Below are 22,191 nucleotides of genomic sequence, written 5' to 3'. Positions count from 1 at the left end.
AGGAGGATACTGTAGTGTCAGCAAATTTATTAGCTTTAAAATTGTTACTTGATTTCAATGACCAAAAGGTCAATAACTTCATACAATCTTTAACAAATGAAGAAATTTTATCACTTAAAGAAGATTCATTTGAAAATATAGAGAAATATTCAATTATCCCCAATTTATTTATTGATTTTGAAAAGGTTAAAATTGTGAAAAATCAAGCCGAAGAAATAATATTTAAGAGCTCTGAAAAAGGTATCAAAGTAATTTCGTTGCTCGATAAGAACTACCCTAGTAATTTACTTAAAATTAAAAACCCTCCACCAATACTTTTTGCTAAGGGAAACATTAAACCAGATGCCTATAAAAAATCAATAGCATGTGTAGGTACGAGAAAGCCATCTGCGTTTGGTATTCGAACGGTTGAGGCCCTAGTTCCACTGTGGGTAGATGAAGGATTTGCAATTATTAGTGGTCTTGCAGATGGTATTGATACTGAATCACATAAAGCGTGTTTGGATAATAACGGCACAACTGTGGCTGTTCTTGCACATGGATTAGACTCAATTTATCCAAAATCCCAAGAGAAATTAGCAGATAGAATACTGAATAATAATGGATTAATTATGTCTGAGTATCCTATAGGGATTAACCCACAAAAACGAAATTTCGTTCAACGGAATAGAATTGTTAGTGGAATATCTGAGGCATTAATTGTATTTGAATCGACTATAAGAAGTGGAACTATGCATACAGTAGATTTCGCCAAAAGCCAAAATAGACCCATTTTCTGTCCTGTACCTGTGTATGACTTAGAGGTTATCGAGGGGGTGCGAAAGATATTAAAGGATGGCACCGCAATCCCAATTAATACCATCAATGATTACTTTGTTGTTCTTAATGAATTGGGCTATAATTCTTCTCGTTCGTTCAAAATGGATAGAGAGATTTTAGCTCCCAAGAGTGAAAGAATCTGTAACATTATTCAAGAATCAACAAAGGAGTTTTCCAAAGAAATGATTAAGGGAAGGATGTCGTTAAAAGATTATAATATTGCCTTGAACGAGGAACTATATGATAGCTTCTATAATATTTTGCAGGAAAGCAAGTTAACTGTTGAAGAAGTATTAAATAGTTTTTTATTAGCCGTTGTCAATAAGCATAAAAAACTTAGAGAAGAGAGGGCTGTGGAAAATGAACAATAAGATTCTAATGGTTTCTATAGACAGTGCTATCAGTCCGTCTACAAAGGTACCCTACGAAGGTGTTGTTGAGGCTTTCACTCAGCTTACCGATAGTGGTGACATTATAGTTTTTATGTCGCGCACTTATGAAAAGTTACAATTAGCAAAGTCTGTTTTTAAAGATGAGACTAAATATAAATTCCCTTATAGGAAAGATGCGAAAAAATTCGTAGAAAAATATCCTGGAGGTTATTTTGTAGTTCTCGGAAGTAATGAGCAAGATTTGTACTTGGCTGCTAATAATAGACAACTGCTTATAAATCCGATGTGGTCAGAAGTAAAAACTGTTGAAATTGAAAAGTACGGTATTAAAATTTCTCATCCAGCCTTACTGGTTAAATTTATAGAGATTATTAAAAACCAATCTTCGTGGTACTATAATGCAGATTTAGGTGATAGTACACATGTTTTATCGCTTTATAGTGCAAATACATATATAGGGAGTCATACAAAAGAAGAAAAAGCTCTTGTAGCTGGTTTTCAGTCTTTATTAAAAGAAGGTGATAAGAGATATTATGAAGTTCTTCTTTATCATTTCCTAGCTGGTATTGCTAATAACGATGAATTTAGAGAAGTTCAAGATTGGGCTATTTTTCCTTCTTCTGGAACGGAGCTAAATAAGGATATGCTTCAATTTAAAGAGAGAGCTAGAATCGTTATGAACGGGAGGAAAGCAGCACCACTTTTCATCAGGCACACGCCTACTAGAAAAAGTCGTGGTATGGAAAAAACTGAGCGAATACCGTGCGATAGACATTTTGATACAGTCATACTTAATGAATCTTACAAAGGGAAACTTAAAGGGCGAACAGTCTGTGTTTTAGACGATTTTTTAACTAATGGTACATCATTTGAAACTGCGCGAAATCTTTTATTAACGCAAAATGTGAAAAAAATAATTTTTGTTTCTGTTGGTCGATTTGGAACTAATTATTTTGCACAATACTACAAAATAAATGGTGATGTATTTAGCCCTGGATACAGCTACGAGTTACTTAAAAGGCTCTCCATAGTAGGTAGCACAAATACGGGAGCTATTGAGGAGATTAATTCACTATATCGTATTATCTATGGTATAAAAACCTAAGATTTCGGAACACGTGCAAGGGGATTTATTCTATTGATGCTTTGAAAAATCATTGAAGAATATGGCAATAAGATTCACTTGTCACTTTAGATATATGAACATAATATGCGGTTGTGGTTACCACATAGTAGTTGGCTCTTTAGCGATTCTAGAGTTATGCATAATTCATCTCATAGTTGCGCATAAGATGAATTATGCGCAACTATGCGCTATAATAAAGCTGTAAAACAAACAGAAGAGGTGAAATAGTGGCAGAAAAAAGTTGCGTTAAAATCATTAAGGACTTCTCTGACCATATTTTGTCCAAAGGTAAGAGCGAATTGACTGCAAAAAACTATCGTCAATCACTGGGAGCATTTGACCAGTGGCTTATCGACAATGACGGCCAGTTAATTGCTCTAACTCGTCTGGACGTTCAGCTCTATATTCAAAGCCTAGAGTCTAAGGGCAACTGTGCCGTTACTATTAATAATAGATTTGCGGCAATCTCACAATTCGCTCGCTTCATTAAGCGTCCAGACATTATCGAGGACATACGTCTTCCTGAAGTCCGTCAGGTTCGAAATATCGCTCCACAGTCGATAGAACGTAAAGAGCGAAACAACCTCCTAAGAGAAATTGAGCGTAAAGGTAACCTGCGCGATATTGCCATCGTTAACGTATTTTTAAGGACTGGACTCCGCGTATCAGAGCTAGTTGCCTTGAATCGTTCTGACTTAACTATAACCGAGCGGTCTGGGTCGGTTAAGGTGCGTAACGGAAAAGGGAACGTATCTAGAAAGATTCCGCTCTCAGCAGAGGCTCGAATGTATTTGAACCGATACGTTGTGACTAGGGATGATACTGACCCTGCTCTGTTCTTGTCAAATTATCATCAGAGAATCAGCATTCGGACAGTCCAACATATGTTGGGGAATTACGGTTTCCATCCTCACCAACTTAGACACACTTTCGCAAAAGAACTGGTTAGCAAGGGTATTGACCTTTCAACTGTAGCAGACCTTTGTGGGCACGCGGACATAAATATTACTCGTCGTTATTCTAAACCTACGGAAAAGGACTTAGAGCAGGCAATCGATAAGGCGTTCTCGTAATCGTAAAGTAATTAAGGTTACCAAGGTGTGGAACGCCCTCTTGGAAGAACTGAGTTCGATAGTCCGTTGAGTGGCGATAAAGTACGATGAGGTTCAACCAGGTTCAAGGAGGTCCGACGAAGTTAGACCAAGTTGGAAGGAGTTTTATAGTTCGATAGTTTGATTCAGTTCTATGAAGCACAATGGAGCTTTTGAGAGTTGATGATATTTTGGATGGGGATGGATGCAACCATGGATAATCAAAAACTCTTAGAACGAATTCAGAAGCTATTTAAGTTAGCGGAAGGCAATGAAAATGACCATGAAGCTCAAAGTGCCTTGTTAGTAGCCCAAAAACTTATGGTTGAAAATGGTATTGAACAGTCGGAAATTGAGAGACTATCAAATATTCAAACCCCAAAAGAAGTGGTTCAAGAGAATGTGACAAACGGCGAGCGACTACTCTGGTGGAAAAGAAGCCTAGCAAGTATCATCGCTAAGAATTTTTGCTGCAAGTCATATATATCAAGGTCCGACAGAGATGATGGAGGTCTAATTTATCTTGGGTTAAAAGAGGATGTTGCTTTAGCTGAAACTGTTTATTCATTTGCAAAAGAAGCCATTGTTTATGGGGCGAGTCGTTATGTTGCCGACTATAAGAAAAATTACCTAACTAAAGCTTACACTGGACATAGAAACGACTATATGTCGGGGTGGTTATCAGGCTTATCTGCTCAATACAAAGAACAAGTTGAGAAAAATAATTGGGGGCTAGTATTAGTGGTCGATAGCTTAGTTATTACCGCTTATGAGGACCTTAAATTGAGAAAAGGTCAGGTGAGCTCTCGTTATACTGCTAATAACCAAAATGCCATGCGAATAGGATATCAAGACGGAAAAGCATTTAATGGGATTTCGAAACGCATAGATTAATTTAACATGTGCTTTATTTCAATTTATTCTCCGAAGGGAGGTTGTCCCATATAAGATTATTTCACAGGTCATGTGCCCTAGCTTTATATAGCAAGGGCGCATTTTTTTATTGATATTCTCAGTGAGTGTGGTTATAATAAGAACACTAGTTCGATATATAAACAAATATATGTACTGCGAAGTGAACGGAATGAAAGATGTATGTGTCGAGTGTAATCGTGTGGATTATTGTCTGGAGCCGTGTGAACAGTGGCTAATCCAACATGACAAATGCCCAGTTTGCCAAAATAAGCTCATCCATACTGGAGGATGTAGCGAGTGCATAACTGGAGATTGGGCGAAGTGCGGATAACATGAAAGTGCTAATGAAACCAATTGAAATGATTGCCTGGTTTCCTGAGGACGGGCCACCGAATCCAATAAAATATCGACTAAACGGAGTTGTCATTAAGGTAGAGAAAGTGACGTCGAAGTCTGAAGAAAAGCTAGCAGGGAATCGAATGATAGTTTACTTGTGCCAGCGCGAGATTAACGGGGAGTTAAGGCCGTTTGAGCTTAAGTTTGAATTACAGACCTGTAAGTGGTTTTTATTTAAAGAATAGGAGGGCATAGCTTAACAGTGGTGATTGAGATGGTAATTGTTGGTGTGAATTAAAATGCCAAAAAGCTGACTGTTTTGCCTGTCCATGAGTTGACGAATAGAAATGACCATGACTTTGGCCTAGCGTCAGCATATTGAATTTTATCCGAGAATTTTCAATGCACTTTATATGTTAAGGGTTGAAACTAAAAAAGGAACTATTAAAAATTAAAGGATTAGAGCGTCTATATACTGACTCTATAGGTAGTTCCGACCAGCATTGGGATTAATAAAATTACGGTTATAGCTATCTATAATGTTTATGTTAATTTGAACTTGTAAAGAATCAATAATACGGAGTTGAAAAGAAATGGAGGATTTATTAATTATGGACGATTTGACTAAGAGACGAATAGTAAGGATGAAGAATAAAGGAAAAGAAAACGTATATGAAAATATCATTGATGAAATTATTAACTTAGAAACTGACGAAACGTATAGTTTTGAAATCGCGGATTTAAAAGCCGAAAGAAATGGTCTGATTGAAGATGAATTTGGGATTATTAGCATAGGGGTTAAGCGAATAAGGGAATTTGATTCAGACATAATACTGTTCTCGGATTATGGAACTGGAGTCTTTGCTATTGCTTTTGGTTTAGTATGGAAGGAAGAAGATATAAAAGCCATAATTGAAAAACGATTTAGGGGTTACGGTTTTGTTGATGCTTTTGAGGATTAGGAAGGAGTCTGCTTGGAAGAGGGAAACCAAGACCCTTAGGCGATAAACTTCCATAAGAATTGGACGAAATTAAGAAGAAAAAAAACCCTTCTTTTTAGTTGTAAGTATTGTGTAGGAGGGTAGGTGTACGTTTACATATATCACCATAACATATTGTCACTTACCTTAGAGGTTATTCCAACCAGCACAGGCATTTCAGTTGTTTTAGTTTAAGTTTTTATCTTCTGGGATTGTGCAAAAAAACATTTGGTTTGCCGAATCTTCTCTAGGTCTTGGTGCTTCGTACTTAAGGTTTCATCTAAATCAAATAACCCTTGTGCCGCTTCAACGGTGCAAGGGTTTTGCATTCTTAGATTGGGACATATCAGACTACGGAGTGTTCAATGTGGTACCCAGCAATTTAAACTAACAAACACTTATTATTTCTGACTGCACGGCAGGTGTTCTATGCCCATTAATTAGTGTCGGAAGGCCCCGTGCAAGTAGATAATAGATAAAACATTATCGACCTAGCAGACTATTTCCCTTCCTTAAAAAAGTGTAATATCACGCATATAGAAGCAAAAGGCTTCATTAGCAAAAGGGAAGAACTAAATGATTTACAAACCCCTGCAAAGACATCGTTTTGTAAGTTGATGGCAGTTTAAGAGTTAAAGAAACTATTTGCGAAGAATAAATAATTTTAACAAAGAAGTAATTACCAAAGCTTAGGAACGTGGAGTGTGCGTGTCGAATAGATATAGTGAAGCGGCAGTACAAGTAGTATTTTGAGATGAGAAATGGATTACCAGAGTAGTTTAGCAAATGCTGTTCTGGAGACAAATGTCATCTTTAATTGGTTAATTCCCCTTACCGAAGTCAACCACCGAAAATCAAATGGAAGAAGGAATCTTAAAAATGAATTTATTGAAGTATAGTATCTATCCCTTGCCATACATCTTGCTTACCTCTATAAGCGAATATGAGAGATTTAATACTCTTGTTCAGGGGATGCCTGGATTTAATTCCAACAATGAAGTATTTGATATTCGCAAAAAGATGTATAAAAGAGTTAAGGTTAAGCAGAAAGAAAATTTCGAGGCGTATAAGATTTCTAACCTAGGTATGTACATTTTCGCTGATTCTTATGAAGGTAATGATGCTCTCATTAAAAAGACCATAAGTGAAATCGATGTTATTATCTCTAATGATTCGTACTTAGTGAAGAAGGTTGCTAAGATTCGTTCTATTTTATGTGAAGAGTATTACGAGCAGGATTACATTAATAATACATATTGGCGAGATTGGCGAGATTGGCGAGATTTGCGTGAGGAGGCGATGAAGGCAGTTCTAGATTCAAAGAAAGCATGTGAAGCGTCAGTCGATTTACCTTCATAGATGATTTAAGAAAGGCTAAGAAACCAGTGAAAGATTGAAATGAGGTATGACCAAAATAGAAAGTCTTGGCCCCTTGTAAGAAGGATAATGGAAAGGTTCCATTATCCTGGCCTGATAGATTTCTCTATCTAATAATCCGCATATAATCAAGATTTCAGTTGATTCCCGATGACATAACATATGACATAGCGTGTTTATGTCAAACTAAGCCTGTATAAATGCATATTCTTAGAGGGTAAATGTTTTAAGCAAATTTTAAGAGATGGGAAGTAAAAGATGGAACTAAAGTTGATAGACGCTGACCAGCAATATTTAGCTCACAGAATAGAGATTAATTTTCTTATTGCTCTTGGAAGTAATAAAAACCTGCATGACGAAATTGACAGAGTTTATACTTCCAATAAATTGGAGTTTTATAATGCGTACAGAAATTCACGTTATAAGAATAATAGGCTTTTCTATTCTTTTCCTACGTCGTATACAGAAAGAATGATTAAAGTAACTGGAATATTCTGTTGGTGTTATGAGAAACAACAGACCGATGTGCTTACGAGGTTAGTTAGAGTTGGATATCAGAAGGTATGGAATTTCTATCATAATAATAAAGCTATTTATTTAGATGACTTTTGTAGTCATATATTCAACAGTACACAAAAATTTAATAAGACCACTGAACAAGAATTAGTCGGTATTGTATCAATAATATTTTATCTTTGTTATAATTCAGGAAAAAAATGTGAACTTGAGTCATTCGGTGATTCTATTCAGCTAAGTTTCAATGTAGATTATAATTTTGAATATGGATTTTCTTTAATGAATGAGCTGTCAACTCCAGAAAAGATTAAGGAATTACGTGAAGTTTATTGGCTTTCAAGTAAATCCAAAAATAAAACATTACACCAGCTTCTGGATAGCATTGAAATGAAGGTAATAAAAGAATCTAAATTTCACGACAACAAATCTAATCGTAGAAAAAGCATAAATAATTACGCTGAAATATTCTTTTTTTGACGTATCAGAAAGTATAAGTTTTGAGGGTACCCCTTTACTTGCGAATTTGGTATGATGAAGTCATGGAAAATAACATTTTGAGGCGGATTTTTTTTGACGACGAGAGACACTGGGATAGATTTGTCGAAAAGTACGGAGATCGTATAAGAGCAATTGTTATTAAAGAAGTCGAGAAATTCCGGAATTGTGGCAATCCCAAAAATGGGTTTAAGCTATTAGTTTGCGAAGGCTGCCATGATCTACGGATCGTTCCGTACCGTTGTAAAGGAAGATTTTGCACAACGTGTTCAAGTGGTGAAACTGAGGAATGGAGCCGAATGATGGCAGAAGACGTTCTTCAGGTAAATCATCGACATGTCGTGTTTACGATAGATGAAGGATTAAGAGAAATATTTCAGAGGCATCGACAGTTACTTAAACCTCTTATGGATGAGGCGGTCGGGATAATTCAAGAGTGGTTTAAGAAGAAATTTAAAATAACGCCAGGAATCATAGCGGGGCTACATACGTTTGGGGCTCAGATGAACTTTAATCCTCATGTTCATATGCTAGTAAGCATGGGCGGAATGAAGAAAAATGGGGAGTGGAAGGTATACGACTATATACCTTTTCCAATGTTGCGTAAACAATGGCAGACCGTAGTTTTGAAGCTAATTCGCAGCAATTTAAACGTTGCAGAAAAGAAGAAGATCCAACATCTTTTACAGAAAGCCTATTCAGCCAATGGAGAAGGCTTTTATGTTTATGCTCCGAAGCAAAAGGGAAATGTGAAAGTTCAATTAGGATATATCGGTCGTTATATTCGTCGACCCGCAATAGCGTTACATCGGATCGAGGCATATGACGGCCAATATGTAACCTATCGATATCATGACAAAAAAGATGGACAAGAGAAACGGGAGACACTAACAGTTGAAGAGTTTATAAAACGATTAATCGTACACATTCCGGATGAGCAATTTAAAACAATCCGTTATTATGGTGTGTATTCCCGAAGAATCAAAGCACGTTGTAAAAAACTAATCTCAGTCTGGCAAAAAGAAGTAAGACGATGGATCGTAAAGGTTAAAAAGATAGTAAAACGAAGAAAATGGGAGCAACGGATAAAAGAGCAGACAGGAAAAGATCCAATGGTATGTCCGCATTGTCAGTGTTATTATGAGTACAAGGGAGAAGTCTGCCTAAAAGATGGACAATTGGCAATAAAGTATGCAAGTGATGAGGTAGCAAGAGCTTGCCTGGAAAGGATGATTTACAATATCACCGGTATCAAAACAACGAAAACCCAACAAAAAGAAGAATTCACAAAACCAGAGAAGAATGCCGATCGAGAACAGTTCTGTCAATTACATTTGTTTGCAGTGTAATGAGCAAGAGAAAATACCGTTAGAAGTCGTAAGGAATTTTGATGCTATGGATGATGGTGATCCAACCGTTCCTCCGCAGTTTAACTGTGAGAAATGTGGAGGGGATATGTACCCAGAGTATTATAGGGGACTCCACGGTTATGAATACAAAATTTCGGATATCCAAGAACAATAAAAAGGACCGAGGCCGCAGCCTCGGTTTTTCTTAACGTATCAGAAAGTATAAGTTTTGAGGGTACCCCTTTACTTGCGAATTTGGTATGATGAAGTCATGGAAAATAACATTTTGAGGCGGATTTTTTTTGACGACGAGAGACACTGGGATAGATTTGTCGAAAAGTACGGAGATCGTATAAGAGCAATTGTTATTAAAGAAGTCGAGAAATTCCGGAATTGTGGCAATCCCAAAAATGGGTTTAAGCTATTAGTTTGCGAAGGCTGCCATGATCTACGGATCGTTCCGTACCGTTGTAAAGGAAGATTTTGCACAACGTGTTCAAGTGGTGAAACTGAGGAATGGAGCCGAATGATGGCAGAAGACGTTCTTCAGGTAAATCATCGACATGTCGTGTTTACGATAGATGAAGGATTAAGAGAAATATTTCAGAGGCATCGACAGTTACTTAAACCTCTTATGGATGAGGCGGTCGGGATAATTCAAGAGTGGTTTAAGAAGAAATTTAAAATAACGCCAGGAATCATAGCGGGGCTACATACGTTTGGGGCTCAGATGAACTTTAATCCTCATGTTCATATGCTAGTAAGCATGGGCGGAATGAAGAAAAATGGGGAGTGGAAGGTATACGACTATATACCTTTTCCAATGTTGCGTAAACAATGGCAGACCGTAGTTTTGAAGCTAATTCGCAGCAATTTAAACGTTGCAGAAAAGAAGAAGATCCAACATCTTTTACAGAAAGCCTATTCAGCCAATGGAGAAGGCTTTTATGTTTATGCTCCGAAGCAAAAGGGAAATGTGAAAGTTCAATTAGGATATATCGGTCGTTATATTCGTCGACCCGCAATAGCGTTACATCGGATCGAGGCATATGACGGCCAATATGTAACCTATCGATATCATGACAAAAAAGATGGACAAGAGAAACGGGAGACACTAACAGTTGAAGAGTTTATAAAACGATTAATCGTACACATTCCGGATGAGCAATTTAAAACAATCCGTTATTATGGTGTGTATTCCCGAAGAATCAAAGCACGTTGTAAAAAACTAATCTCAGTCTGGCAAAAAGAAGTAAGACGATGGATCGTAAAGGTTAAAAAGATAGTAAAACGAAGAAAATGGGAGCAACGGATAAAAGAGCAGACAGGAAAAGATCCAATGGTATGTCCGCATTGTCAGTGTTATTATGAGTACAAGGGAGAAGTCTGCCTAAAAGATGGACAATTGGCAATAAAGTATGCAAGTGATGAGGTAGCAAGAGCTTGCCTGGAAAGGATGATTTACAATATCACCGGTATCAAAACAACGAAAACCCAACAAAAAGAAGAATTCACAAAACCAGAGAAGAATGCCGATCGAGAACAGTTCTGTCAATTACATTTGTTTGCAGTGTAATGAGCAAGAGAAAATACCGTTAGAAGTCGTAAGGAATTTTGATGCTATGGATGATGGTGATCCAACCGTTCCTCCGCAGTTTAACTGTGAGAAATGTGGAGGGGATATGTACCCAGAGTATTATAGGGGACTCCACGGTTATGAATACAAAATTTCGGATATCCAAGAACAATAAAAAGGACCGAGGCCGCAGCCTCGGTTTTTCTTATTTTAAGGTCTTTGGTATTAATGCTCATGTCTTGACAGAAGGACTCACATTGACGATGAATGATTTCGACCAATTTTCGGTAGCGTATTATCAACAACAAAGTGATGGTACATTGAAAGATGAAGAGTGTGATTTTTTTATAATTGCATGTTTGTTTATTAAGGCTCTTGTTGTGGAATATGAAAATACTAGAAAAATATATCTATCTAGTGCCAAGGAAGATAACTACTTAGATACATTAAAACTAAAAACGGAAATGGTAGCAAAACTGGAACTGTTTCAAAAAGAGAAAGCCAATTTTAAGTCAGAAATAGCGCGCTTAGAAAACACGACACTGAATTATAAAAATGATGCAATCCGTTGGCAACGGGAAGCAACTCGGATGCGACAGGAGATAAATCAAGCCGAGTTAGATAGAAAAGAACTCTTAGCACTTCGTGAGTATATTTTTGAACAGCAAACATTATCCGAGGAATCAAATGACGATTTAGATGACTATTCTAAGGCATTAGAATTACTTGGAAAACATAACTATGTGATTGCTGGTGGACATCCTAATTTAGTGAAAGGATTAAAAGAGATTTTGCCGAACCTAACCTATCTTGATATGGATAACTTACACAAAGATTTACGGTTTTTAGATAACCAGGAGGCAGTCTTCATAAACACAGCTTATTTTTCCCATGCTTTCTATTATAAGGTCATGAGCAGAATGGAAATGAACAAGACTAAACTTTTCTACTTAAGGAGCTCGTCAGTAAAGGGAGTGGTGCTTAATATAAGCAAGCTATTAAACATGTAGCTTGCTAGATGGCATACCCCTCAACGGTTTTAATCTAAATGAAATGATAATAACCGAAGGTCATCAGGTTGAATTTTGTTTGGAAGGGAAGAAGCTAATGGCGAAAAGCGTTGAAGAAATGACAAAAAACTACTTGTTGATGCAGGGATAAAAAAAGGGATGCGTGTTCTTGACATTGGGTGCGGACGAGGTGACTTATCACTTTTACTCGCGGATATGGCTGGGGCAGAAGGAACTGTCTTAGGATTAGATTTGGAAGTTTACTGAGAACGGACATATGGAAAAATTGGAACTCTTCTCATCCATAATTGGCATGTGTTCAAAGGCAATTTGTATATAGATGAATTACTAAATTATAAAGCTTGCTATAACTATAGTATGGTGTGGGCGCTCACTTTAATTGACATTAAAGTGAGCGTTTTTTCTTGCCTTCTTTGTCGTTTCTAGGAGATAATGATTGTCATGTGGCTAAATAGGCCACATGACAATCATTAAAAAAGGATAAAAGAAAGAGGAAACATCATCGGCCCGCCAGCCTCGTTTCCTCTTTCCCATTGGTTACTACCAATATGAGTTTACCTGAAGAAATCTGGACTGTCCAGTCTTATATTGAAGGCTTTATTGATGGTTGCCCAAATCACTTGCGTCCAAGGGTGTGTCCCCACTGCTTTGAGAAAGCGATGCTACATAAACATGGAAGTTTTAAACGAACAGTGTATACGTTATTAGAAGCGTTCATTATATCCATCTACCGGTTTAAATGTATCAAGTGTGGGAGAGCCACATCATTTCTTCCTAACTTTGTGATGGAACACCATCAGGTGGCATGGGAAGTTAAAGAAGAAGTGATCCGCCAACAGTTATCTGGGGTAGCTTTGGTAAAAATTGCGGAAGATCTAGTCACTTCGGCGGGGAGGTTTAGTGAGAAGACTCTTTGGCGCTGGAGCAAAGCGATCCATGATGAACTGAAAGACTCATCCTCCGAACAATGGCGGATTATCATAGAGAAGTTGCCCCATGTGGAAATCCCTGTTGGCCCGTCGAAACCAGCCCGAGAATGGTCCTGGTTGTTTAGGGCTTGGGAGCAAGTAAGATCGACAATACCAGGATTTATGACTATCGGACTTCTTACTTGGCTCTACCAGATTAAACGCTCAAGGGCGGTGACGGTTGGTTAGCTTGATCCCACAAAAGCTGTCCATAGAATGGCGAAACTTTTTCAGTCAGAATAGCGGTAGGGGCAACCCTAGCCTAACTTTATGTTTGAAGGAGTGAGAAACCATGGATTTTGCTACAGATGAACAGATGGCAGCGTTTCGTTACGGATTAATAGCACCGATTGTATCTCGTCAGACTCCGATGATTCCTGGAGGGCTGAAGCGTCAGCTTGCTCAAATTGCCGCGCTCAATTACACCATTCCAGGCAGCCACAAGACTCAGGTTAGTGTACGCACGCTTGAGCGCTTTATGGCAAACTACCGAAAAGAGGGGTGGGATGGGCTTAAACCTAAAAAACGTCCTCAGAAAAACGCCATAGCTTTACCGGCCCCCATCTTACAAAAGGCCATTGAGCTACGCCGTGAACGACCCGAGCGAAGTGTGGAGCAGATTATATACCTATTAGAACATAGCGGTTTAGCCTCGGAGGGAGTGCTTGCCCCAAGTACCTTATCCCGGCACTTGCGCAAGGCAGGTGTCAGCCGCCAGGAACTCTTGCAGGCTGTGGAATCATCGAGAGGGCATCGACGTTTCGAAGTGGAAGATGTTCATCTCATGTGGCAGGCGGATTTTCAACATACCCTTTATTTGCCGGACCCACAGAATCCTAAGAAACGTAAAAAAGCAATGTTATTCGCCATCATTGATGATTTTTCCAGGGCGATTGTCCACGGAGAATTCTACTGGGATGAGAAATTGCCTCGTTTAGAAGATGCCCTCAAAAAAGCGATCTTGCGCCACGGAGTGCCCTCTCAGTTCTACTGCGATAATGGGAGCGTTTTCTCTTCCCACCATTTGGTCCGGATCTGTGCCAAGTTAAACATTAAGCTTTCTCACTCGCGTCCGTACAAACCAATGGGCCGAGGAAAAATTGAGAGGTTCTTCAGATTTATTGATACAAGCTTCAGACCAGAGGCCCATGTACAGATTGGAAACGGTAGTCTTTCGACGTTGAAGCACTTAAATGAGGCCTTTACATCCTGGTTAGAAGGGTACTACCACTTACGTAAGCACGGTAGTACCGGTCAGTCTCCTATGGATAGGGCTGCAGGTATTAAACGGACTATGCGCCGGGTATCGATGATGGAACTGACCGAGATCTTCCTTTGGGAAGAAGCGCGAAAGGTGGATAAGGCCGGTTGTGTCAGCGTCTTTGGTAATCTCTTCGAGGTTCCGTCTCACCTTTCTAGTCAAACCGTCACGCTTCGCTTTGACCCCTACGAGCTAAGCGTAATGCAAGTATGGCATGAAGGAAACCGGCTACCCGATGCCCGACTTCTCGATTTAAATCGCAGTATCCATGAACGGGTCAAATCGAGATCCAAGGTCGAAAAACAGGAGGAAGCTCCAGCGACTGGGTTGAATTTTTTCAAAATGGCGGAGGAAAAACGCCGTAAGACATGGGCCCAAGAAGCCTTAAATTTCGGGCCAAAGCAGGAGGCTACCCATGACTGATCTGCCAAATGCCACCCATCTAATTCCGTTTTCTCGTTCTCCAATGAACGATATGTTCTTTGAGGTCGGTGCCTATGCTGAAGCTTTAGCTCGCTTACAGTTGATGGTTTCCAATTCTGGTTTAGGAGTGCTTACAGGAGAGGTTGGCAGTGGCAAATCGACCCTTGTCCGCCGTCTGGGTCTGACCTTAGACCCTGTTCGTTACCAAGTGATCTATCTCAGCCGTGCGGGGATGAAACCTCGGGATTTTTACTCGGAATTATTACGTGAGCTTGGGGAGGAGCCACTATTCTCTCTATTTAGGGCCAAACGTTTACTTGAACATGTTTTAACCGATCGGTTGATTCAAGGAAAGAAATTCTTAGTCTTGGTGATCGATGAAGCTCAGGATATTAGCCCGTCCATGCTCCTAGAGCTCCGGTTTGCTTTAAATCACCAGATGGATTCTGCGTCCTTGTTTTCCATCATCCTGGTAGGTCAGCCCGAGTTGAGACGAACCTTACGAATGAATAAGTATGAGGCCATTGCCCAGCGCATTCACCTTCAGTACCACCTGAATGGCCTTAACGCCCAAGAAACTGCAGCCTATATTCGACATCAAATGAAACATGCCAATCGTTCCACCCCTGTCTTTTCCGATAGTGCTTTAGCTCTAATCCACTCCGAGACGAAGGGCATACCTCGGCTAATTAACACTCTTTGTACTCATGCCCTCTATGAGGCAGATCGAAACGGGAGCGAGGTTGTGGAGGATGCTCAAATTGGGCGAATTTTAGCGGATGCTGAACGGCAACGTGGTAGTGCTATTTAGATAGTATCCACATTATCCCCAATATACACATGGATTGGCATGTGTATATTGGGGATTTTTCTTATCCACATTGACTGTCATTGCAGAGGAAAGTATTGGCGGTAGAATTCTACTGGTATTGGCGTATTGTCGGCACATTTCTTCTGCCATTGGCAGTGAGATGTACGCCGTCATGTGAGCTGAGAAGCGACAGTATGGGTGTGAATAATGGAAATACGTGAAATGATTTTAGATGATATTCCTCAATTAGCACAGTTATACAGGCAGTTTTGAGGCGAAGAATCTTGCGTTGAGTCTATGTGTAAAAAGTTTAACCAGTTTAATGAACATGGTTCGCACATATTGATTTGTGCAGTCGAAAACAACCAGCTAATCGGTTCTGTGATGGGTGTCATCTGCGGAGAATTATATGGAGAGTGCAAACCATTTATGGTGCTGGAAAATATGATAGTTGATAACAAATACAGAAATCTAGGAGTTGGAAAAGCACTAATATTTGAGCTTGAAAGAATGGCTGGTGACAAGGACTGTACTCAAATAATTCTTATAACAGAATCTAATAGAATTGACGCATGCAAATTTTATGAATCTGTAGGATATAATCCTGACTCACATAAGGGCTTCAAAAAGAAACTGAAATAATGGAGGAATTTAATGATAAGAATCAAGAAAATTACCGTAATAGTGTTAGCCGTTCTTACAATATCAGACAACTCATTTTATGACAGTGTTACGTTGAGGGCAGGTAGCTACTTTTTATATCAGAAAAAAGTAGCCCTTCACAGAGTTTTGGGTATGACGCTGACCTAGAGCCAATAGAGATGCTAGGATGTGAAAAAGAGGAGTGAAAGGTTATGCGTTCATTATTACTTGGTTTACTTATTGGCATATTAGGTTTAATCATTTCTCTCTTTTTACACAACGCTGATATTACTATGTATTCTTTGTTTACTATTGGACTCATTCCTATGGTTATATCGGGTTTTATGTCTGGGGCCTTTGTAAGTGGTGATAGGGTTAGAGGAAATTCGGTATACCCTGTGTGGTAGCAGCAATGGCCATATATTATATTCATCAGGGACAAACAGGGCATTGGAAACCTTCTAAAAACCATATTTACATATGAAACCGAATGCGTATAAATTGAGAATTACTTGAGTCCATTAGAAAATTTGTATAAGTTGGATGGGAGAAATGGGATGCCAAATCATACAGAGGTTTATAGTTCTAAAGCAGAAATTTATGAACGATTGATTTCACGGGAGGATTACCAAGGGAATATTTCGCGTAACCTGATGGGCCTATGTTCTTTTACTAACAGCGATGTTATAGATATGGGTGCAGGGACAGGCAGGTTAACGTGTATGGTTGCTCCATTATCAAAGTCGGTTACAGCATTTGATTTGTCCCAACCGATGCTGGATGTTACAGCGGAAAAACTCAAAAAGGCTGGATTATCCAATTGGAGAACTGAAGTTGCTGACCATAGAGATTTACCTACCAAGGATAATTCGGCAGATATTGTGATAGCTGGATGGAGTATTTGCTATTTAGGAAGCAGTGATGTTGCCCTTTGGCAGGACAATATTCATTCAGTTATCTCTGAAATGAAGAGAGTTATCAGACAGGGCGGCATTTTGATTATACTTGAGACATTAGGCACAGGACATAAAGAGCCAGTGCCACCAGACTTTCTTGTTGGGTATTTCAATTTGTTGGAGACATTAGGATTTAGTAAGAAGGTCATAAGAACGGACTACCAATTTCAATCTCTTGAAGAGGCCGAAGAATTGACTAAGTTTTTTTGGGGTAACGAATTAGCTAATGAAGTACATGAAGCGGGATTAACTGTAGTTCCAGAATGTACAGGGGTATGGTGGTTGACGGTTTGATTATAGCATTCTCAGGGGTGCTGACCTTAATATAACAGGGCATTTAGGGAATTTGGCAGAATGAATGTGGTCGTAATATATCTTTGAAATAGTTTCAGTGATTTCATTCTGGAGGAGGAAAAGATGAATGTTTTAATCTTTGGTGGGACGGGTTTTGTCGGAAGAAACTTGACAGAGGGATTACTTACTAATGGATATCAGGTATACGTTGTAACGAGGAATCCCCAAAAAACCGCTAACAGTTTTGAAAACAAAGTTAAGGTAATAGGATGGGACAATAGTTTACCTCTATCTTCTATTTATGAGTTACAGGAAATTGACATAGTAATTAATTTAGCTGGTGAGTCAATTGGAAATCGTCGATGGTCTAATTCTGTAAAGAAGGAGATATTAGCAAGTAGGATTAGAACTACTGGTGCAATTGTTACAGCCATAAATAATCGTACCATCCAGCCAAAAGTTCTAATTAATGCGTCAGCAGTTGGATATTATGGACCTCGTCTGGATGATGAGATAACTGAGACTGAAGAAGCGGGGCATGATTTCCTAGCCCTAGTTTGCCGAGATTGGGAAAACGAGGCATACAAGGTTCAAGGTGATTTAACAAGAGTAGTAACTATTCGGATTGGCGTAGTATTAGGAACTGAAGGCGCTCTTAACAGAATGGTAATGCCCTATAAATTCTACATGGGTGGCCCGCTGGGTACAGGAAATCAGTGGGTTTCGTGGATACACATCCAGGATTTAACGAGTATGATACGATTTGTAATCGAACATCAAGAGCTAACTGGTCCGATAAACGCAACAACTCCAGAACCCGTCAGAATGAGAGATTTCAGTAAGGTGCTAGGTGAGGTCTTAACAAGACCATCTTGGTTACCAACTCCCGAGTTCTTATTGAAAATAGCATTAGGACAAATGGCGGAAATGTTGATACATGGACAAAGGGTCGTGCCGAAGAAAGTTCTTAGTGCTGGTTTTAAATTTAAGTTTCCTAAGTTAAGGTCTGCGCTAGAGGATGCTTTGGGGAATAAATAGTCATGTCACATCATTCTTATGTAGCGTAGAATTTCCTGTTAATTGACGCCTCCGCATTATTCATATGCTGTGACGCATTGTAGGATTTCGTTCAGTTAAAATTATTGATATCTTTGGAGGTCTGAATATATGAAGCAGATAACAAAAAAAAGACTCATAATAACGAGCATTAGTATGGCCATCTTGCTTGGTGGAGTGGCTTATGCTTTAAACTGGGCATTTCTTGATATTCAAAGAATCAATGGTCAAGAATATCTTAATGAGTCAACTTCACCGAATGGAGCGTATACAGTGACGGCTTATTTAAATAACGGTGGGGCCACAGTTGATTATGCAGTTTTAGGCAGATTAATGAATAATAGTAGTGGCAAAATGAAAAATATTTATTGGCAGTATCATTGCGAAAAAGCTGAGATGGAATGGGTGAATAATGAGACTCTCAAGATAAATGGTAAAGAATTAAATGTTAAAGATGAAATCTATGATTACAGAAGAAAATAAGCATTACCTTGGTTTCGCTAGGTCGCATCAGCAGAAAAATGCGAATATAAGGAGGTACACAAAGCACTCCCTTATACTAATCGAAATTCAACTCTATTAAAAGCTTTTGCAATATGCACTTTCGTCGCGCCTTCTTAATGCAAAAAGGGGTTTAGTAGATATTCTAAGAGGTGAGTTCTGGTGAGCAAGAAGCATTTATATATCATAGTTATTTTCATGCTGGTGTTTAGTATGATGGGATGTTCTACACCGACAAGTAATAGTGTTGGAGACATCGTAGAGTCGTATTATAAAAAGCATGAACCGTCTAATAATGGCAAGACTCAGCTTTTTGCCCAAAAAGCTTTCAAGGAGGGAACTTTATTATTAACCGAAAAATACGATGGCGATGGACATACATATACGAATTTGTTTTTGCTCGATGAAAACAAGAGGATTATTAAGAAAGCACAAGGACAGACACCAATCAGCATGTGTTTTACAGTCAATGTCATTGAATATGAAGGTATCAAAATATTATTTGGTAACTTTAACGATTCAACTTGGTTGATTGAACGTGATAAAAAGAAACCAGTTGATATACAAAACATCTTGGTGAGATTTAAAAATAGTGAGGTATATAACGAGAAAGTGGAAAAGGGCTATATTATTTATTCAAAATCTTCATCTGATGTTGAAGTAGTTGAGCTATATGACAACAATGGTATACTACAAAGCGATTTAAAGGATTTGAGAAGATATGGAAGCGTGTTTAATGAAGCTTCTTTTGTTGATACTGTGCAGTAGGAAGAGCTGTCGGTGTTCAAGGGCACATGTTCTCTTTTTAGGTCTAAGTTTAAGAGGTTAAAGGTCTGGGGTGGGAGAAGTGTGAATAGAAAAAGTCTGCTTATATGAGCATGTTTGTTGTTCTTCTGATTGGATTGTTTTCGCAAAACTATGCCTTGGGTTCTTGGGTTAAAATGTATCCCAAGGATTTAGTGGAAAAGTCCGATGTGATTCTAATTGGAGAGATTTCTGGTCTCATTGGACTAGAGAAAAGAAAGTCACCGCCACCAGCAAATCTTTATTGCGTCGGCTGATAGTGGTCTGTAAAAAGTGATTTTTAGGGCATCTTATTGACGTATTCTATACAATGGGATTTCCTACCCAAGATGAATGGGCAAAATTACTAAAGCGCTAACGCCATTGACAGGAAAAAGAGAGGAGAATTTATGCAGAAGCTTGCTTTTTGTGGGAACGACTGTGTCGTGTGCCCAAGATACACTGCAACTCAGAGTAGCGATGTTTTGAAACTCAATGCGGTCGCGAAATTATGGAATCAACTTGGTTTGCGAGAAGCGATTGAATCTCCAGAAAAAATCATGTGTTATGGATGTTCCTCTTCAAGCTTTTGTAGGTATGGTATTCAACAGTGTGCAACTGAGAATGCAGTAGATAACTGCGGAAAATGCCAAGGTTATCCTTGCAATCTTACATTCAAGTCGTTTGAGCAGACGGAAATATACGCTGAAAGCATCAAAAGAAAATGTTCGGACGAAGAATACCAGCGTCTTAAGAAAGCCTTCTTTTATAAAAAAGAAAACCTAGATAAAGCTCAGTCACAGAGTCAGAACATAGCGAGGCTTGGTGAGGATGAATAAAAGCAGAAAGCTCAAGCTTGATAACAATTACATACCAATTCCGACGAATAAAGGCGATGAAATATATCCTAATGGAATTTTCAACTTCAATATTTCTAGAATACTTGAGCATATCGCGACAGGGAAGCTTGATGCTAAAAAAGAGTTAATCAATGTTAATAAGTGGTTTAGGACACATATTCGAGGTTCCGTGAACGAGATGCATTTGCCGACGGTCGATATTACAAAGCCTGTACTTCAAGTGGAAATCCGACCTGGCGTGTTTGAAATAATTGATGGCAACCATCGTATGGAAAAAGCGTGTCGTAATGACGTTGAGTTTGTCAATTCATATAAGCTAAATGGAGAGCAACTTGTAGCATTCTTTGCAGATGCGCGAGGGTATAAGGCATTTGTAGACTATTGGAATTCAAAGCTTTGAATCCATAAGTTTAAGCAACATAATCGATGAACAAATATATGAAATCAACTGGTTGATGTGATGATTGAGGACTTCATGCCAATAAACTAGGATAGGTGTGAAATCGTGTGCGAATCTTTATTAGTGGGGTAGCTTGTGTAGGAAAAACAACGGTGGGTAAAAAGTTAGCGGAAGAATTAGGATGTAATTTCTTCGATTTGGATGGAGAAGTTGAAAAATATTATGGAAGGGCAATTTCTTACCTTCAGAAAGAATCAATTGGACTTGAAAAGTTCAGGGCAAAAGTGGCTGTTGTCCTTCAGGAGATTGTAGATGCCAATCACGATAACTATGTAGTGGCTCTTCCACCGAGTGGTTTCCGTCAACCATACTGGAAAATCATCCAATCTATAAATTCTATTACTATTGTCCTTACTGATAGAGCTGTGAATATATTAAATAGGATTATATTTTTCGATGATGATTCAAACATAATGGAAAAAGACTTAACGAATCACGAGAAAGAGCATTACTTGCGGGAAATCCGCCTCGATATGGAATATTATGGACGTTTCTATCGTAAGGCAATGTTTAGGGTGAATTTGGAAGGGGCTAACGTGGAGAAAGTGGCTGAGAAGATTCAAGGGATGTTGAAGAGACTCAATAAAGGACCTCAGGGCGGATTTGAAGTAACTTAGCAGCCGTGTAACTGCGGCATATGTGCATTGAAAGACGTTTGTAACTACTGTATCAGCGGTTGCTAATGTCGGTGATGACTCAATATTTGCTAATTGGTCCAATAGCGGAAATCACCGCCCCCATGCGATTTTCAAGATAAAGTCATGTGAATTCGTCTGAGATTTTGTATGTGATTTTGAGTTTTGAACCTCTTAACGGAACCCGTTAGGTATATCCCTATGGGTGCCTCATTTAGTTCGTTATATATAAGGTTATCGATTAAATTTAACTTTCAGACCTCCTATTCTCAATTTCCAATGCAGATATGTTGTTGTCGGATAGACTAACTAAAGTAGACTAGAAAGACGCATCTGAGAATGCGTTAGGAAAAGGAGGCAAATGTGCATTGTGTACACTTGCCTCCTAAATAATGTGAATTTATCTGTGGTTTTGTGTGTGAACTGGTTAATTTTCATAGATTTTAGGCGTGAATTAACTTGCGATTTGAAGGGGTAATTTGCGTTTTTGCACCTCAAAATGGAACCTGTTAGCTATATACCTCAGGTCCTATTCTCT

General features: G+C 38.7%; 25 protein-coding genes and 2 pseudogenes. All 27 read left to right on the top strand.

The window, feature by feature from the left end; genetic code table 11:
• Nucleotides 1-14 precede the first annotated feature (14 nt).
• The 27 genes and pseudogenes from dprA to ACYQ3Q_RS08440 all read left to right on the top strand — a co-directional run bounded on the left by dprA (nucleotide 15) and on the right by ACYQ3Q_RS08440 (nucleotide 21,635).
• Nucleotides 15-1,190, top strand: a complete 1,176-nt coding sequence (dprA, locus tag ACYQ3Q_RS08570) for a DNA-processing protein DprA (RefSeq protein WP_459928174.1) — start codon at nucleotides 15-17, stop codon at nucleotides 1,188-1,190.
• Nucleotides 1,180-2,316: a phosphoribosyltransferase gene (locus tag ACYQ3Q_RS08565; protein WP_459928173.1), complete on the top strand. Its 1,137-nt coding sequence runs from the start codon at nucleotides 1,180-1,182 to the stop codon at nucleotides 2,314-2,316. The genes dprA and ACYQ3Q_RS08565 overlap by 11 nt, the downstream gene beginning before the upstream one ends.
• 248 nt (nucleotides 2,317-2,564) lie before the next feature.
• On the top strand, nucleotides 2,565-3,410 hold the full coding sequence (locus tag ACYQ3Q_RS08560; RefSeq protein ID WP_459928172.1) for a tyrosine-type recombinase/integrase: 846 nt from the start codon (nucleotides 2,565-2,567) through the stop codon (nucleotides 3,408-3,410).
• A 231-nt stretch (nucleotides 3,411-3,641) separates the two neighbouring features.
• A complete protein-coding gene (locus ACYQ3Q_RS08555; RefSeq protein ID WP_459928171.1) occupies nucleotides 3,642-4,322 on the top strand; it encodes a DUF2786 domain-containing protein in 681 nt (226 codons plus the stop codon).
• Nucleotides 4,323-4,687: 365 nt separating this feature from the next.
• A complete protein-coding gene (locus ACYQ3Q_RS08550; protein ID WP_459928170.1) occupies nucleotides 4,688-4,924 on the top strand; it encodes a hypothetical protein in 237 nt (78 codons plus the stop codon).
• 366 nt (nucleotides 4,925-5,290) lie between these two features.
• A complete protein-coding gene (locus tag ACYQ3Q_RS08545; protein ID WP_459928169.1) occupies nucleotides 5,291-5,641 on the top strand; it encodes a hypothetical protein in 351 nt (116 codons plus the stop codon).
• 897 nt (nucleotides 5,642-6,538) lie between these two features.
• Nucleotides 6,539-7,018, top strand: a complete 480-nt coding sequence (locus ACYQ3Q_RS08540) for a hypothetical protein (RefSeq protein WP_459928168.1) — start codon at nucleotides 6,539-6,541, stop codon at nucleotides 7,016-7,018.
• Between the two features lie 276 nt (nucleotides 7,019-7,294).
• Nucleotides 7,295-8,029, top strand: a complete 735-nt coding sequence (locus ACYQ3Q_RS08535; RefSeq protein ID WP_459928167.1) for a hypothetical protein — start codon at nucleotides 7,295-7,297, stop codon at nucleotides 8,027-8,029.
• 62 nt (nucleotides 8,030-8,091) lie between these two features.
• Nucleotides 8,092-9,396, top strand: a complete 1,305-nt coding sequence (locus ACYQ3Q_RS08530) for an IS91 family transposase (RefSeq protein ID WP_459927896.1) — start codon at nucleotides 8,092-8,094, stop codon at nucleotides 9,394-9,396.
• Complete coding sequence (locus tag ACYQ3Q_RS08525) at nucleotides 9,386-9,571, top strand: hypothetical protein (protein ID WP_459927895.1); 186 nt, start codon at nucleotides 9,386-9,388, stop codon at nucleotides 9,569-9,571. The genes ACYQ3Q_RS08530 and ACYQ3Q_RS08525 overlap by 11 nt, the downstream gene beginning before the upstream one ends.
• A gap of 96 nt (nucleotides 9,572-9,667) precedes the next feature.
• Nucleotides 9,668-10,972 (top strand): IS91 family transposase, encoded by a 1,305-nt coding sequence (locus ACYQ3Q_RS08520; RefSeq protein ID WP_459927896.1) that lies wholly within the window; start codon nucleotides 9,668-9,670, stop codon nucleotides 10,970-10,972.
• Complete coding sequence (locus ACYQ3Q_RS08515) at nucleotides 10,962-11,147, top strand: hypothetical protein (RefSeq protein WP_459927895.1); 186 nt, start codon at nucleotides 10,962-10,964, stop codon at nucleotides 11,145-11,147. The genes ACYQ3Q_RS08520 and ACYQ3Q_RS08515 overlap by 11 nt, the downstream gene beginning before the upstream one ends.
• The gene (locus ACYQ3Q_RS08510; RefSeq protein ID WP_459928166.1) at nucleotides 11,113-11,982 is read left to right on the top strand and encodes a hypothetical protein; all 870 of its coding nucleotides are present in this window, start codon (nucleotides 11,113-11,115) and stop codon (nucleotides 11,980-11,982) included. The genes ACYQ3Q_RS08515 and ACYQ3Q_RS08510 overlap by 35 nt, the downstream gene beginning before the upstream one ends.
• A gap of 132 nt (nucleotides 11,983-12,114) precedes the next feature.
• A pseudogene (locus ACYQ3Q_RS08505) lies at nucleotides 12,115-12,249 on the top strand (SAM-dependent methyltransferase); the annotation flags it as partial.
• 302 nt (nucleotides 12,250-12,551) lie between these two features.
• Nucleotides 12,552-13,160, top strand: a complete 609-nt coding sequence (locus tag ACYQ3Q_RS08500; protein ID WP_459928061.1) for a DUF6431 domain-containing protein — start codon at nucleotides 12,552-12,554, stop codon at nucleotides 13,158-13,160.
• 103 nt (nucleotides 13,161-13,263) lie between these two features.
• A complete protein-coding gene (locus tag ACYQ3Q_RS08495; protein WP_459928060.1) occupies nucleotides 13,264-14,655 on the top strand; it encodes a DDE-type integrase/transposase/recombinase in 1,392 nt (463 codons plus the stop codon).
• Nucleotides 14,648-15,466 carry an ExeA family protein gene (locus ACYQ3Q_RS08490; protein WP_459928059.1) on the top strand — a complete coding sequence of 273 codons (819 nt, stop codon included), beginning with the start codon at nucleotides 14,648-14,650 and terminating at the stop codon, nucleotides 15,464-15,466. The genes ACYQ3Q_RS08495 and ACYQ3Q_RS08490 overlap by 8 nt, the downstream gene beginning before the upstream one ends.
• Before the next feature lie 207 nt (nucleotides 15,467-15,673).
• Nucleotides 15,674-16,108 (top strand): annotated as a pseudogene (locus ACYQ3Q_RS08485) (GNAT family N-acetyltransferase).
• 12 nt (nucleotides 16,109-16,120) lie between these two features.
• Nucleotides 16,121-16,276, top strand: coding sequence for a hypothetical protein (locus ACYQ3Q_RS08480; RefSeq protein WP_459928165.1), 156 nt, complete (start codon nucleotides 16,121-16,123; stop codon nucleotides 16,274-16,276).
• 389 nt (nucleotides 16,277-16,665) lie between these two features.
• Entirely contained in the window at nucleotides 16,666-17,358 is a 693-nt protein-coding gene (locus ACYQ3Q_RS08475; RefSeq protein WP_459928164.1) for a class I SAM-dependent methyltransferase, read from the top strand.
• Between the two features lie 123 nt (nucleotides 17,359-17,481).
• Complete coding sequence (locus ACYQ3Q_RS08470; RefSeq protein ID WP_459928163.1) at nucleotides 17,482-18,396, top strand: TIGR01777 family oxidoreductase; 915 nt, start codon at nucleotides 17,482-17,484, stop codon at nucleotides 18,394-18,396.
• A 129-nt stretch (nucleotides 18,397-18,525) separates the two neighbouring features.
• The gene (locus ACYQ3Q_RS08465) at nucleotides 18,526-18,897 is read left to right on the top strand and encodes a DUF5412 domain-containing protein (RefSeq protein WP_459928162.1); all 372 of its coding nucleotides are present in this window, start codon (nucleotides 18,526-18,528) and stop codon (nucleotides 18,895-18,897) included.
• 180 nt (nucleotides 18,898-19,077) lie between these two features.
• On the top strand, nucleotides 19,078-19,683 hold the full coding sequence (locus tag ACYQ3Q_RS08460) for a hypothetical protein (RefSeq protein ID WP_459928161.1): 606 nt from the start codon (nucleotides 19,078-19,080) through the stop codon (nucleotides 19,681-19,683).
• 104 nt (nucleotides 19,684-19,787) lie between these two features.
• The gene (locus tag ACYQ3Q_RS08455; RefSeq protein WP_459928160.1) at nucleotides 19,788-19,976 is read left to right on the top strand and encodes a hypothetical protein; all 189 of its coding nucleotides are present in this window, start codon (nucleotides 19,788-19,790) and stop codon (nucleotides 19,974-19,976) included.
• A gap of 132 nt (nucleotides 19,977-20,108) precedes the next feature.
• Nucleotides 20,109-20,537 carry a DUF3795 domain-containing protein gene (locus tag ACYQ3Q_RS08450; protein ID WP_459928159.1) on the top strand — a complete coding sequence of 143 codons (429 nt, stop codon included), beginning with the start codon at nucleotides 20,109-20,111 and terminating at the stop codon, nucleotides 20,535-20,537.
• A complete protein-coding gene (locus tag ACYQ3Q_RS08445; RefSeq protein ID WP_459928158.1) occupies nucleotides 20,530-20,958 on the top strand; it encodes a hypothetical protein in 429 nt (142 codons plus the stop codon). The genes ACYQ3Q_RS08450 and ACYQ3Q_RS08445 overlap by 8 nt, the downstream gene beginning before the upstream one ends.
• A gap of 107 nt (nucleotides 20,959-21,065) precedes the next feature.
• A complete protein-coding gene (locus tag ACYQ3Q_RS08440) occupies nucleotides 21,066-21,635 on the top strand; it encodes a shikimate kinase (protein ID WP_459928157.1) in 570 nt (189 codons plus the stop codon).
• Nucleotides 21,636-22,191 lie beyond the last annotated feature (556 nt).

Source organism: Desulfosporosinus burensis (assembly GCF_054657535.1).
Note: the sequence above shows the minus strand (reverse complement) of the source record. Positions and strands in the feature narration are given on the sequence as shown.